At 53.3% G+C, this 13,961-nt stretch carries 16 protein-coding genes; 6 read left to right on the top strand and 10 right to left on the bottom strand.

The window, feature by feature from the left end; all coding sequences use genetic code 11:
- Positions 1 to 97: 97 nt before the first annotated feature.
- The 6 genes from R1T41_RS00495 to R1T41_RS00470 form a co-directional block, all read right to left on the bottom strand.
- Complete coding sequence (locus R1T41_RS00495; protein WP_317336873.1) at positions 98 to 529, bottom strand: hypothetical protein; 432 nt, start codon at positions 527 to 529, stop codon at positions 98 to 100.
- Positions 530 to 534: 5 nt separating this feature from the next.
- Complete coding sequence (locus R1T41_RS00490) at positions 535 to 792, bottom strand: type II toxin-antitoxin system Phd/YefM family antitoxin (RefSeq protein WP_317336872.1); 258 nt, start codon at positions 790 to 792, stop codon at positions 535 to 537.
- A gap of 77 nt (positions 793 to 869) precedes the next feature.
- A complete protein-coding gene (locus R1T41_RS00485; RefSeq protein ID WP_317336870.1) occupies positions 870 to 1,709 on the bottom strand; it encodes a Bro-N domain-containing protein in 840 nt (279 codons plus the stop codon).
- A 252-nt stretch (positions 1,710 to 1,961) separates the two neighbouring features.
- Complete coding sequence (locus R1T41_RS00480) at positions 1,962 to 2,630, bottom strand: hypothetical protein (RefSeq protein WP_317336869.1); 669 nt, start codon at positions 2,628 to 2,630, stop codon at positions 1,962 to 1,964.
- Between the two features lie 11 nt (positions 2,631 to 2,641).
- On the bottom strand, positions 2,642 to 3,298 hold the full coding sequence (locus R1T41_RS00475; RefSeq protein WP_317336868.1) for a hypothetical protein: 657 nt from the start codon (positions 3,296 to 3,298) through the stop codon (positions 2,642 to 2,644).
- 11 nt (positions 3,299 to 3,309) lie between these two features.
- Positions 3,310 to 3,990 carry a hypothetical protein gene (locus R1T41_RS00470; RefSeq protein ID WP_317336866.1) on the bottom strand — a complete coding sequence of 227 codons (681 nt, stop codon included), beginning with the start codon at positions 3,988 to 3,990 and terminating at the stop codon, positions 3,310 to 3,312.
- 253 nt (positions 3,991 to 4,243) lie between these two features.
- Between R1T41_RS00470 and R1T41_RS00465 the strand changes: the two genes are divergently transcribed.
- The 6 genes from R1T41_RS00465 (at position 4,244) to R1T41_RS00440 (ending at position 10,044) form a co-directional block, all read left to right on the top strand.
- A complete protein-coding gene (locus R1T41_RS00465) occupies positions 4,244 to 4,885 on the top strand; it encodes a hypothetical protein (RefSeq protein ID WP_317336865.1) in 642 nt (213 codons plus the stop codon).
- Positions 4,882 to 6,015, top strand: a complete 1,134-nt coding sequence (locus tag R1T41_RS00460; protein ID WP_317336864.1) for a hypothetical protein — start codon at positions 4,882 to 4,884, stop codon at positions 6,013 to 6,015. The genes R1T41_RS00465 and R1T41_RS00460 overlap by 4 nt, the downstream gene beginning before the upstream one ends.
- Before the next feature lie 157 nt (positions 6,016 to 6,172).
- Positions 6,173 to 6,883 (top strand): hypothetical protein, encoded by a 711-nt coding sequence (locus R1T41_RS00455; RefSeq protein ID WP_317336863.1) that lies wholly within the window; start codon positions 6,173 to 6,175, stop codon positions 6,881 to 6,883.
- A gap of 3 nt (positions 6,884 to 6,886) precedes the next feature.
- On the top strand, positions 6,887 to 7,957 hold the full coding sequence (locus tag R1T41_RS00450) for a hypothetical protein (protein WP_317336862.1): 1,071 nt from the start codon (positions 6,887 to 6,889) through the stop codon (positions 7,955 to 7,957).
- 368 nt (positions 7,958 to 8,325) lie between these two features.
- Positions 8,326 to 9,258: a helix-turn-helix domain-containing protein gene (locus R1T41_RS00445; RefSeq protein WP_317336861.1), complete on the top strand. Its 933-nt coding sequence runs from the start codon at positions 8,326 to 8,328 to the stop codon at positions 9,256 to 9,258.
- A 120-nt stretch (positions 9,259 to 9,378) separates the two neighbouring features.
- Positions 9,379 to 10,044, top strand: coding sequence for a hypothetical protein (locus R1T41_RS00440; protein WP_317336859.1), 666 nt, complete (start codon positions 9,379 to 9,381; stop codon positions 10,042 to 10,044).
- 44 nt (positions 10,045 to 10,088) lie between these two features.
- Here R1T41_RS00440 and R1T41_RS00435 read toward each other — a convergent pair whose 3' ends face one another.
- The 4 genes from R1T41_RS00435 to R1T41_RS00420 form a co-directional block, all read right to left on the bottom strand.
- Entirely contained in the window at positions 10,089 to 10,460 is a 372-nt protein-coding gene (locus tag R1T41_RS00435) for a hypothetical protein (protein WP_317336858.1), read from the bottom strand.
- A gap of 99 nt (positions 10,461 to 10,559) precedes the next feature.
- The gene (locus R1T41_RS00430) at positions 10,560 to 11,477 is read right to left on the bottom strand and encodes a hypothetical protein (protein ID WP_317336857.1); all 918 of its coding nucleotides are present in this window, start codon (positions 11,475 to 11,477) and stop codon (positions 10,560 to 10,562) included.
- Between the two features lie 193 nt (positions 11,478 to 11,670).
- Positions 11,671 to 13,029 carry a hypothetical protein gene (locus R1T41_RS00425; protein WP_317336856.1) on the bottom strand — a complete coding sequence of 453 codons (1,359 nt, stop codon included), beginning with the start codon at positions 13,027 to 13,029 and terminating at the stop codon, positions 11,671 to 11,673.
- Between the two features lie 12 nt (positions 13,030 to 13,041).
- Complete coding sequence (locus R1T41_RS00420; RefSeq protein ID WP_317336855.1) at positions 13,042 to 13,845, bottom strand: DUF3800 domain-containing protein; 804 nt, start codon at positions 13,843 to 13,845, stop codon at positions 13,042 to 13,044.
- Positions 13,846 to 13,961: the final 116 nt, after the last annotated feature.

Below are 13,961 nucleotides of genomic sequence, written 5' to 3'. Positions count from 1 at the left end.
GAAGCTCGAACGCGCACAGCCTCTGGTCGCGGCCTGACCCTCAGGGTCGGACCGGCAAGGTAAAGCCCTGCCAATCCGGATGACTGTCGTCATCCAATTATTCAGGCGTTGAGGTTCTCAATTTTTTGTGGGTCTGGCACCGGGTGATCGCCATCTGGATATCGACAAACAATTGTTGTGGTATGTCGCCATAGGTCCAGACATCTTTGGCATCAGGCAGAGGCCGAATATCCGGCCCTGACCAAATGAATTTGTTCAGTTCACCAATGATGATCCAGGCGGGCTCTTCATCCAGCCCCAGGCGCAGGGCTGTTTTTCGAGGTAAGGGCAGAGCCCGCTCCGGATCGTCAGGTGTGCTATGGGTAATCGGTGTCACAAAGACGAGTTTGTCATCGTTCTCTTGCTTCTTGGCCAGAACGATGACAACTGGCCGGTCCTTTTTGCCTTCAAGAGCGCCAGCGCGCGCCTCATCCGACCAAAGAAAATTATATCGAATGACACGCCCTGGCACAGGCTCCGGCAAAGGCATGCAGATTACCCCTCAAGCTCGGAATTATAGGCTTCCGAACCTTCGGCGGGCGTTGCTGCCATGATCTGAGCCAAGTCTTCTTCGCTCAGATCTTCGGCACGTATCGCTTCGCGATAACCGCGTCGAAGCCTGAGAAACTCTGAATGAGACATCAATACCAGCTCCGGACGACCATATGTCGTCACACTGATCGGCTCGACCAGTGCTTTTGAACGAAATGCTCCAAACTCTTTCGCAAGCTGTGTGGATTTGACTTCGAGCATTTGGGATTCTCCCACATGTTACGGAACATACACAAGATACGCTTATTGACGCGATCGTCAATAAGAAAGCGGAACCCTCACCCCTGCCGCGGCCCGAAGGCGGCAACAAAGCGGAAATCGGGGATATGGACGATGGAGAGCTGGGCGGCGATGACCCAGTTGCCGGCCAGCACACGCCTTATCACCGGCTCCCGAGTGAGGGCGTGATAGCCGAAGATCAGGAATTCCAGCTGGCGCCCCAGCGTTTCATCGGTCCATCGGATGCTCATTTCGGGCAGATCATCCCAGACCCCCAGAACCGGCCGTCCGGCCATCATCTGGGCTGCAGAAGGATCCTGCAGGGCCGGGGCACCTTCAAGCAGCGACTGGAGAGCTGCTGGCAAAGGCAGGGCTTGCGGATCGACAGTGCCTGATCCGGATGCGGCATCCCTGGCCGCCCGGATCAGCCAGTCTCGCACCTGCCCCTGCAATTGCAGGCCGATCGCACTTGCCCGCCGGTCAATGGCGGCCAGATCGATCCCGGCATAGGGATCGGGATGCGCCCTATGTTGATGCTCCAGCCCCTCCAGGACATCGAGCACCCATTTGCGAAACTCCTTGGCACGATCCGTCCGGGCAAACATCGCAATCAGATGACAGCCGCGGGGGGAGAAAATCCGATGCCTGGTAGGGGCTACTTGGCCCCTCGTACTCAACTTGAGTAAGAGGGTCATATCTTCTGAAAATTCATCGTTCACACGATTGTACAGTGCCGTGACTTTATTGGGATGAGCATATCCCAGAGCCCGCGCCAAATCTGTACTGGTGAGCCATACTCGCCCATCGTGATCAATGATGGAAAGTTCTGTGTCCTGAAACTGGATGGTTTTCGGGAAATTGGTGTCAGGCAGATTCCGGGCGGAAAATGGTTCGCTCATGAGAGACTCCTACGTTCATATGAACCCGGAACCCCTCGCCAAAAGGGTGGCCGGGCAACAACAGGTTGGCGAACCGGTACGTAGGGACCGGCAGACCCGAAGGTCTCCCATTGCGCCCGACCATAGAAAAACCGCGCTAAGTCGCAAAGACGGCGCGGTTTCGAGCGCCTACGTTACACGGGTCGCCAAACCCGATCGGTGAATATGCACCGATTGCGGAACAATACGCCCTTCACGGCTCATGGTCAATTCTCAAGAAGTCAGACTGTTTGCAGGCACTGGTTCCCAGCGGATTTCAACATTTGCTCTCGCGGGACCATGGTACTGAAGCCTGAAGAATTTCCAAACCGCGCGTTGCAACGGGGGCGTCACAAATTTTCTAAATTCGACAAGGTCCTCGAAATTACTGGAAAATCCCATCTCGAAACCCTCTCCTAACGCATCATCCTCAAGCACATAGAATTTATAGTTGGTTCCTTCACGGGGTGCCGTAGGGTACTGATCAGGAGACCACCAGCTTCCCATCATCATATTCAACAAATAACGGTCATCTTTCCGGGCATGAGCATCGATAGAGATTTCAATGCTTCCCTTGCTAGCGGATTTTCGAAGATTTTCCCCAGCTTTCGCAGATCCAAACTGGTTTTCCATACTTGCATAATAAAAGCCTAACTTTTCTTTTTCCGCCTGAGGAAAGTCAATTCTCTCCGCACTTATCCAGTTCTTCATGTCGAAATGAAATTTGATATCGCAATGGCGGGTTGCCTGCTGCGCCCTGAAGTCGCAGGTAAAATCTTGCGAGAAGCTCTCACCATTATCGAATGTTACAGTCGCCACCCCCTTATAGGTTTCCGGGGCGTCATTCCACCAGCAGCCGGACAGTGGCAGCAGGGTGGCAAGGGCACAGATCAGCTTCTTCACGGGCTAGCTCCTCACGAGGTCAGGCTGTTCGCCGGCACAGGTTCCCAGCGAATGTCCAGTTTGGCACTTGTCGGACCATCATATTGAACATCCCAATATTCCCACACTCCTCGTTTGGTTGAATATTTCAGATTTTCCACATAAAAAGAAAAACGGGGCTTGAAGCCCATAGTGAAGCCTTCACTCAAACCATCATTTTCCAGCACATAGTAGGTCTGACGGGAACCTTCGCGAGTTGCCGTAGCCGGAGTGTTGGCCAGCCACCAGCCGTCAAACGCAGTTAACAGCATATATCGTCCTTCTTCCCGAGCATGCGCATCGATTGTTACTGATATTCTGCCATCTTTCGCGACCCTCTGTCTGAGCCCGTCACCCACTTTCACATGGTTGTATACTGGCAGGTAGGATTTGATATCTTCGGAGATGATCTCGCTTTCCCGGCCCGACTTGACTCCAACACTAATCCAATCTTTCTTTTTGAAGGACAGGACAAAGTCGCAATGGCGGGTTGCCTGCTGCGCCCTGAAGTCGCAGGCAAAATCATGCGAGAAGCTCTCACCATTATCGAATGTTACAGTCGCCACCCCCTTATAGGTTTCCGGGGCATCATTCCACCAGCAGCCGGACAGTGGCAGCAGGGTGGCAAGGGCACAGATCAGCTTCTTCACGGGCTAGCTCCTCACGAGGTCAGGCTGTTTGCCGGGACCGGTTCCCAGCGGATATCAAGTGTCGCCTTCATCGGAGCAGCCAAAGGATCGAATGACATATCCCCTTTGTTATCCAACTCGATCTTTTTGATCACACGAGACAGAAAGAAATCGAGCTTATCGACTTTCAATTCATGACTTACACCTTCATCAAGCTGACTAGAATTAGCCAGATATGCCATTTCGCCATTGTCGGTCGGCACTGTTGGATTGCTTACACGGTACCATGGTAACTCGCTGCTAATGAAAACCAGATAACGGTCTTCCTTGCGAGCATGAGCATCAATACGGACAATGATTGATCTGTTGTTTAGCGCAGAGTCATATAGGCCCGCGATCCACTGTTGCGCCGCATCAAATTTCGGTTGCTCCCTTATGCGCATAGAATCACAGGCATCTTTGTAGCTGGGCAATTTGTATCCGCACTCCCATTCAGGCACCTGGATTGCATAACGCTCATCACGGAAAGAGATTGCAAAACTGCAAATGCGCTTGGCCTCCTGCCCACGGAAATCACAAGCGAAATCGCGTGTGACCATGTCTCCATTTTCAAATGTGAGCGTCGCCACCCCCTTATAGGTTTCCGGGGCATCATTCCACCAGCAGCCGGACAGTGGCAGCAAGGTGGCAAGGGCACAGATCAGCTTCTTCACGGGCTAGCTCCTTCAATTCTTCTTTCAGCATCCACCGGTTTCTCCGGCTTTCCTGTCAGATATTCGATCCCGGCAGGCCATGCTTCCCGATGAAGAAACAAGCCGGTTCCCCTCATATAATAACGAATTGTCCCGATTGTAAATTACAAGTTTTGGTCTGTATGACAAACCACTTCAACAATCTTGATTTTCTGCGGATTCGGTTGCAATATTTCTTTCAATGACATTTTTGCCGGACTGCCGAATGACGGATATGAACAGCTCAACAGACCCGACAAACCGGATTCTCTCCCTTCCCGGGGACTGGATCTGCCTGCCTGCCCAATCCTCCAGAGTGGCCCTGTCCCTGCGCCATGGCGCCTTCATCCTCGGACAGCGCCCCACATTGCAGGATCCGGATGGCCTGCTCGCCCTTCTGCCATGCCTGGATGACAGCCCCTATGTCATCGAAAATCTGGAAGAACTGTCGCGTGTCGCCTGGCTCCCCAAACAGCCGGGATGGTACAGCACGCTCAAGACCTGTCTCGAAACAAAACAGCAGACACCGGCACCGGTCAATCTGCTGGCAAATCTCCGGCCTGAGCAGCAATACCGTCCCGAACCGGATCGCAAAATCCTGATGGCACGGCTCAGACATCTCCGCCGGAATCTCGCAAGGGTTTTTGCCCATACCTGGATCAATCCGGGCAAGGCCCTCAAAAACATCCAGCGCGATCTGGCAAAAACAAGTGCTGCATCGGTGATGGATACGATCCGGAACAACCCTCACAAATACAGCCCTCCCTTCCCGGCCGGGAAAAGACAGACACGCTTTGACGAGGAAGCTCTCGGACAACTGGAACTCCTCGCCGAAACCCTGAACCAGACCAGAAGCACCAAAAGAGAACAATCATGAATAAAGCAGTCTCGGCATTGATGACATCTCTCACATTACTGGTTCTGTACGGGCTCGGTGTTTACCTCGTCTGGGATGTCAATCTGGCCAATCCCGAACACTGGCAAAGCCTGTACCGGACACTCACGGTTCTGCAGATCGGCGAATACAGGTCTGCCCTGCTCGCCTTCCTCGGGCTCAGCCTGGTCGTCATTCTGGTCGGCCTGCCCGCGGCAACTGCCGCAGGCATCATGTTTCTAGCCGAATTCTGGTCAGGCCTGCTCCGGGGCATCGCCCGAGGCATTGCCGTGCCTTTCCGCCTGACCGGCAAAGGCATCCGGATTGGCTTCGGACCTGCCCGAAAACTCCTGGGCTGGCGCCCGCCTGTGAAGGTCAATGTCAGACTTGCCTGGAAGGAAGACAGGCCAACACCGCCTCCCGCACGGCAATCCCCGGAAAAAACACCCGAACCGGTCATGGAAATTACCGCCGGGAAAACGGTTGTTTCCGAAGACAGCCAGACACAACCTGTCGACCAGCAGGCTGTCAGCTTCGGGCTGTCGCTCGATGTGCCGCTGCGCCCGGCTTCGCGCATCATTCCGACCCTGCGCGATTTCTTCCACTCGATCGATTATGAATGCCGGCTTGATATCGGGCTAAATCCGGCAAAACTCGGCGATGCCGCCTTTACACCCGATGAGTTCGGAGACGATCCATTCATCATCTGTGACATGATCGCGTTCGGTGCCGATCAGATCATCATCATCCAGACGCTCGATCTGCTGGGACAGGAATGGCAGGCATCCGTTTCTGCGGATTCCCCCGAATGGAACAGCCATGATGGCGACGAGGCCCCCTGCCCGATCTATCGGGCAGCCCGTGCCATGCGACGCTTCAAACAGCAATTTGCCGGCAGTCTCAATCTGCAGCCTGACGAACTGATGGCCCTTGTAATCGTTGATAACGGGACACTTTCCGAAGAAGACGGTCATGTTGACGCCGTCTCTGACTATGCCGCCTCGCAGAATGTCGAAATCGCCTATCTCGGTGCGCCTGGCGCCCTCGAATCCCTGTTCGTCAAGGTGGATTCCCCCTATCCGGTTGAGAAAATTGATTACATTTCTTCTCTTGCCGCCCAGATATCGACCTGAGACTCAATATTTTTTCATGGCGGGGAATCCGCAGGATTCCTTGCACATATCCCATCTTTACCAATCCTCAAACGGGACATGCTCAATAATCCATTTGTCTTTTGATGTTAGAAAGACTTAGTTTGTCCTTATCAGAAACCGATCCGGGATAAGATACATGAAGATCTATCACGAGCTTCCCAACCAGCGCGACTGGGCCGTCGAGATGGAGCTCGACCCGACCCTGTGCAAGATTGTCCTGCAAAAACAGAAGCTTAACAAGACGGAACTGATCGAACTTTCCGGCCAGCTGTTCAGCCGGCGTCTCTCGTTTGATACGATCGACAAGGTTCTGAAAAGCGAGCCCTGCAGCAAAACCTCGCGGGAACGATTCGGCCAGATTTTCGCCCATCTCGGTTTCGGACTTCACTATGACCCGGAAACGGGCAAACAGATCCCCGTCATCCCCTCGCATATGCAGCGCCCGGAAAATGTCCGGCCGATGCAGAAAAAGAAATCGGTTTTCAGCCCGCTTGAAGATACGGATGACGTTCACTTCACCCGGATCCGCCTGAAAGTCGATGATGTAGAGGCGATCACCGAATACTGCATTCGCAACAACATCAAAAACCGGTACCTGCTGCTCGAACAGATCCTGCAGGCCGGTTTCAAAAAGGTCACAGGCGAGCGCCTCCCCTCGGAATTGCAGGCAATCGTTCCGGATATGAAGCCTTCAACCGCGATTGGCCGGCGCCGCCGCTCCGGCGAAGAAGTTGCCGCCGGTCTTGTTCTGGACGACAGCCCTGCCGCCCCTGAAGCCCGAACAGGCCTTGTCCTGCAGCAACCTGCGGGCAATCAGAACACCACAACAGGTCTGGTGCTGGAGTAACCCATGAGCATGTCGCTTGAACAGATCAAGGACAGGCTGAATGACAGCCCTGCAGAAGCCCTGAAATGGCTGTTGCGTGCGGGCGTGCTCTATGGGCAGGAATTCTGCTGCGGTGATGTCCTGGGTTCAGCAGCACGCAAGGGAAACAAGGGGTCTTTCCAGTTCAACATAGCCAAGCTCACTGGAAAAGACTGGGCCGGATGCCAGCGAGGCTATCACGGCGTCTATGACGTGTTTGTCGCGCATTGCATGGGCAATCAGTCCCGCGCCATAGAGCTGGCAAGAGAATTTCTGCAAATTCCTGCCGCAGAGAGACCCACGGTCGAGATCGGTCACGAGCAGGGAAGTCGGGGTAAAAAATCGAACAGCGAATACGACATTGTCCAGGTATATCGCGATTGCCCCGACACCGCTCCCGTCATCCCCGAAAAACATCGACATTGCCTTGCCGGTACCTGGCGGTTTGAACGGCTCGATGGCACCATTGCCGGCTACAGCTATCGCATCGAGTTCGAGGATTCCCGAAAATCCCGCACAAAACTCATTCTCCCCCTCACCTGGTGCAGGGTTCGACACAGGGAAACGAATGTCGAGATGGATCGCTGGCATAATGCCGGGCTCCCTGCTCCCCAGCCCCTGATGGATGTCAAAGCGGTAAATCAGGCGCAATCCGTGCTCGTCCTCGAGGGGGAAAAGACACGTGATGCCGGAGAACGTCAACGGCAATCAGGAAGTCACCCCTTTGCGCGGTTTGATGCCACGACCAGCTGGCATGGCGGTACCAACCGGCTTGAGAAGATCGACTGGTCCGTCCTGCATGGCAAAGACGTGGTTTTCTGGCCTGATGCGGACGATCCGAACGAACTCACAGAAACCCGCCCCGGTTTTCGCGCTGGCGAGAAGTTGCCACTTGTCTTGCAAAGTCAGGGCGTCGTCCCGGCAAGCTACAGGCTTGCGACCCCTCATACGGATGTGGGCGGCGGATGGGATCCTGCCGATCCTTTGCCCCGGCATCTCGACCTGAGCTGGATTACTCAAAAACTTGAAACTGCGGAGGTCTATGTGAGCCCGTAAAAACATAGGCCCCGCCGAAGCGGGGCCCAGAAACTCATAAGAGCTGCACACTCTTACAACAGACCAGACATCTGCTGGTGCTGAACAAAGGGTCTTTGCTTTTCTGCCAGGCATCACTTGGTGCCTGAACGGATAGGCTCGCCTTGGTTACAGCGGCTTCGGCCCGTCTGTTTGATGTCAGTGCTCCCGTTGCTGCGAGAAGCGACCCAACATGCCTGAATATACGGGCGTGAACGGTCATGTTCAACCCCAAAATGTGACTGAGGCACGAAAAAATGAAAAACGTGACCGTTAATTCCAGAAAAACCCGACTTTCCGGGATATCACCTTCCTCGAAAGGCACATCGGCTGTTAACCGCTTTGCCTGGTTGCAAAGCCGCATCTTTCAGGCCGAAAACCTTTCTTCAACAGCCCGCCTGGTTGCCTGCGCCCTGGTGAGTTTCGTCAATGACCAGACGCTGGGCTGTTTTCCGAAAGTCGCGACACTCGCAAAATCAACCGGCCTTGGTGAAAGAACCGTTCGCAATGCACTCAATGAGCTCGCAGAGCACAATCTGGTGCTGAAGCAAAGACGTGCCACTGGCTGGTTCAATACCCGCAACACCTATCAGCTGATCGGGATTTCCAGCGAGACCAAAGCCCCTCAAACCCGACCGAAAAGAAAAATCGTACCGGCAACAGCTGCCGCTTCTGCACCGGCAACAGATTCCGCTTCCAATAGGAACACGGATTTATCAAACCCGGATAGAAGGTCGAAAGCCGATCCTCATGCAAACCAGACGACCCGAAAAAATACCGGCTCAGTTCTTCCTGCCCTCCCGCGGGATGAAAGTGAACTGATCAAAGTGGTTGTTCGCCGATGGCAGCAGCTTTCGGTCCAGCCCTGGTCGAACGACAATGCAGCCGAGCATGTCTGTCTGGCGATTAACCGCGTTGGCCTTGATGCGGTCATCGATCGACTGAACGAGCTTTCCTCTCTTCGTGCGCTCAAACGCACCGAGCTGCTCGATCATCTGCAGGCTTTACGTCCAGCTGATACATCCTTGCCGGCTGCCTCTGAAGACTGGCTTGGCAAGATGCCGGATGCCTGGGCGCGCATTGCCCGGGACTTTGCCGACAATCCCTCCGTTGACTGCCCCAACCCGCTTGCCTGGCTGAAATCGGTTACGGCCGACATCGAGGATAAAACCATCCGTTTGACCGCAGCCAATGCCGCCACGCGTGACCAGATCAGGCATCGCTTCTTTGATCTGCTCTCACGCATCACCGCCAGCCATGGTTATCAGCTGGCAAATCTCTGAAGGACCTGAAAGGAAGCCGTCATGACATCGCAAATCAAACCGCAAACCCTGATTGATCAGTTTCTGCGCTTTGCCGCCCCTACCCTGTTTGGCATGCCTGAGCGGATGGCAAATGGGCTGATGATCGTCATCTGCGCCGCGATCGCTTTTCTCGTTATGGGAAAACTTGTGATCACGACCCAAGCCTACAGCAGCATCATGAACGCCGTTGGCATCCTGTATCTGTCTGCGGCAGCGTTCCTGATCATGGGAAGCCTCCAGTATAGGAAGCAATACCAGAACCTGATGACGGATCATGTGCGAGCCGATATTTTTGACGGCGAACATCTGGTTCATCAGATGGCCGGCATTGATATCGCCACGATCGATCTTGGCATCCTCAAGAGCCGATATTTCTGGAAATTGGGACTTACAACGGTATCAGAACAACTGGTCCACGCTGTGTATCGAGCAAGAAACCTGTTTGGGCTTCTGATTTTCTGGCTACCTGCCATTATGCTGCTGTCGGGAATGGCCACCCTGAAGGAATTTCTTCAGGTCGATATCGCGCAACAGTTTCTTGTGATCATTCTCGCATGCAGCATCACTTATGCCTTTGCAGCCAGCCTGTCACAGTCTGTTTTCTCGCAACAAAGGGCTTTGGCTATCCGGGCAGAGAAAATTTTTGCCTGGTTTGGAGAGGAATTGCCCGATCAGGCGAATATCCGGATTGTGTTCACACCCGTGGCGCCGGAGAACACATCTGAACAGGCAGAAATTCCCTCAAACAAAAGCCAGGCTATCTGACATGTGCCCATGAGAAACCCCGCCATCTGGCGGGGTTTTCTTTTTCAGGGCTCGAAAGAGGTTTCAGGTTCGGGTGCCGGCGCCGGTTTCAAATCCATCCACTTGTCGATTTCATCCATGGCCAACTCCAGACTGGCAAATCGGATGGCGGGCTCCAGCTCAAGATAACAATCAATCAGTTCATCTCCGGCGAAAACCATAATGATGGTCCTGCCCCGGTAGATGACAGCGACCAGAGTAATATAGCCCGGCTCTTCTTTGGAAATGATGCCTGAATAAGTCAGATCGTCGAACTCGATACAGACTGCCGTTACGGCCGTGGCCCAGATCTGTTCTGGTGCGGGCTCCTGCCCGGTACGCTTCATCAGCAACTGCCGGGCGGAGGCATAGCTGGCAGCCCAGTTGATTGTCATCATGTGATTTCTCCAGTGTTCAAGACTACCTTCATGCTGGCATACAAGCCCAATTCGATGGGGGTTTTTCTGCCGACACACTGAAGAAATTATGGATCAGGGCTATGCAAGAGACGTGCTGTATTGAATTCTCCGCATTTCCATGATGCGCACGGCCCCATCAACCGGTTCGACATGCAGGACTGAATGAAGATAGCGCCTTACCTGCCCTACCCGATCGCCGATCATGAACAGATCAATCGCGTCATCAATCGTCTGATACCGATTTTCGATGGCCATTGAAACAGTGCAGCGGATCCCGCTTGTCATGTGAAAGCGTGTCTGTTCAAGCGTAGCCTGTGTAATGCCATTAATCACGCAGTCTATTCCTGGATGTCGCAAAGTGTGCAGAAACATGTCTTTCTGCAGTTTTGCATCTTCAGGCAGCTTCATCGTCAATACACCGGTATCCGCGATCCAGACTGCATGCGGCCCATGATCCGGTGTCAAAGCATAAGACGGCGGGCCAGAAAACGACAGCTCAGGATCTCGGATCAATTCGACCAGCATGGAGCAATTGGCATCCGGATCAGATCCGCAGACAAGAAGATTGCCTCGCTCGCCCGAGACTGATTCCAGCAGGCGCTTCTGTTCCTCACTGATAATAACCGGCAGGGGCGCCGCATCATTCACATCGGGACTGCCCTCTATCAGCTTAAGAACTGTTTCGCGAAACAGGTTTCCCTCTGCCGTTACGCCAAATTCCAGCAATCGGTCGCGAAAACCCTGATTGGAAATCTCGGTCACTTCACGATTGGCACCGTTAAGAAGTGCTGCATGACTGCGAAAGCCAAATCCCCGGGCAATGGCTTCATCAAGCCAGCCCAGCTTGGCATGCTCCAATGAAGGTATCGCGCGGAGCTGATGCTTCAGATCCCGGCGAAAGTCGATATCGGTGATTTTGGTGGAAAGAAGACGGAGTACCTGGTCGACCATGTCAAACCTCTTTTGTTTAACGCCTGGTTGACTGCAGATTACCAACCGGCCAACAAAACAGGTCGATCAGCGTAAGTAGATCAGATATGCGCGGCTTCAGCCCTGCAGCAGGCTCGGACCGGGTCCCGAGCCTTTTTATAGCCTGTTTGAACGTCCAGAACCAGCTTCTTTAACCCATCACCTTATGCAATCTGTGAGGCCGACTATAGACTGGCACATCGATTGCTATCTTTATGGGTTATAATGGCAGCACCACGGCATTCAGCCACCCAATGATCAGCTGGTAAATCTCCATCGCCTTTTGAAAAACATGGCCCAATCCAATTAGACCAACACCAACTGCAGCGCTCCTTCCCAATGTAGAGCCAAATGTTGTCAAGAATGCATCGAGTGTCATGTCGAGCTTTCCGGCAGCCCATCGACCAACGGACTGAAAAACACGCGCAGCGCGTGATATCTTCCGGACATTGGGACGTTCATGGGTAAGTTCTTCGCTGATCGTCACGACTGCGGCCTGCAGCTCTTCCTTATGTTCTGCATCAAGTTCAATATCTGAGGGAGGTTGATTGTGACCTATACCGCCGTGCCGTGCCTTGGGTGGCGCCGGCTGCTCAAGGAGCGCTCTCAGATCAGCGGCATGTCTTTGGAATGCTTGACGAACAGCCCGATCATATGAGCTGCCGAACGACGAGCGTGCACCAAGCTCCAGACGTGCATCGATCTGTTCGTGATCGGCAATCAGGTCTCTTTCACCGAACGGCGGTCGATTTGGCTGACCAAAGGGTTTATTGGTTTCAAAGAATGACGCCGCTGTTTCACCACCAAACTCCAATCCCATCCGGTCTGGATGAAGCCTACCTGGTCCCCAAACAGTCCCACCAGTGTTATGAACTTTGGAAATAACATCGAGAATGACGCTTTGATCTGCGATTTCAATGAATTCGTTGAGAATTGCATCTCTGGCTTTGTAGGTCCGGCCTCGGTCTAATGGATAACCATGGTTTTCCGCCGGGGTTATTTGACCGTCAGAAAGTGCTTCAAACATTTGATAGAACCAATGCTCGATCAACTCATGTTGTCTTTGAGGCGTAAGACTACGCACTTCTGAAGGTGATACCTTTAACTCCCGATCCCAAGGCACAGAGTAAAATACTCCCTCCCCAAGATTTGGGAAACCAACCGGACTGCGCTCAAAACCGGCTTCAAAATCGAAAAATCGATTATCTGCATCTCGTGAAGATTCAGGCTCCCCATCGTAGGCTATGTAGTCTGGATGTTTAGGGCTGGGCGCCCATTCATGCGTCCCGTCTCTTTCCACAAAGTCGATTGCCTTATCAATGACTTCTACGCCAACAACGGCTTTAAACTCGGCTTCTATTGCTTCACGGGCATCATAGGGGCCGCCGTGGATATAGAGATATCCCCCTTCACTTCCATTGTGAGATGTCCCGGCGCCCGGGTCCTCAAAACGATCGAAAAACCAATTGGTGATCAATCGCTTTTGGAACTCTTTGCTAAACCTCCGAATACGGGACGGCGTAACGTAGGCGCCAGCGCCAATTGGATTTGGATATCGCTTTCCTTGAGGTCTTGCCATCCCCTACCCCACTTATTCGTCCAAAGCCCTGACAATCTGCTCTACTTCTTGCTCGTCAAAACGTGCCCTGGCGCCAGTGCGCACTCCGCTTCGGACGGAAGCCCGGTTAAGGCGAGCTTCGAAGAACGTCCGAAAAGGCTCCCAGTCTGCATATTGGTCGGGTTCGGCCCAACACGCACCAAGGCGCCCAACCAAGCCTGCAATCCAATCCGCGGCTTGCAAGGTCTGATAGCGATGGCTTTCCACCTGAAAAGGCGGCTCGATCAGTCTTCGGCGCGGATCATCTGTGTTGTACATTGCTTGTGCAGCAGCCGTAACCAATGCTTGCCGTTGGTCATGCTCATCGAGCACAAGAAGGAAGGAAGCGCCATTGTCACAGTCTTCGTGGCAGAAGTGATCGATGCGTTTGATGGCTTCTTTCAAAACTGATAGGTAAAGCCGATTAGCATCATGTTCATCAATCGGATGTGTCTTTTCCGTACCGACGTAAAAAACCCGACCACCAATTTTCTCGATACGATTGAAAACGCGGTTCGTCATCCGTCGGACTTCTGGATACTTCTTGATATTGCGAAGGGTATATAAAGCAGCACCCTTCTTTTCCCAAGTGGCCGGATGTTCCTCTGCGCGTTTTATTTCCCAGGCAAGCAGCTCTTGTTTTCTCTGGAAAAACCAAGTACCGAATGAACGAACTTCCGTCGCTGGCAGTATCAGCCCTGCAAGCCCGAAAACCGGGCTCTCTTTGAACTTGGGATCTGTGCGGGAAATGTAGGGGCCGATGTGACCGAATTCATCCAGGTATGCAATGTACGTCACATTCCCTCCCCACAAACACGAAGACCCGCGAAAAACGCGGGCCTCGGAAAGTGTGCACAAACTTGCATTCGTGCGACACAGGTATTCTTGTACGTATTTTGTTCATAAAGTTCAAC

This window comes from Thalassospira lucentensis, from assembly GCF_032921865.1.
Taxonomy (GTDB): Bacteria; Pseudomonadota; Alphaproteobacteria; order Rhodospirillales; family Thalassospiraceae; genus Thalassospira; species Thalassospira lucentensis_A.
This window is presented reverse-complemented; position numbering and strand designations above follow the sequence as displayed.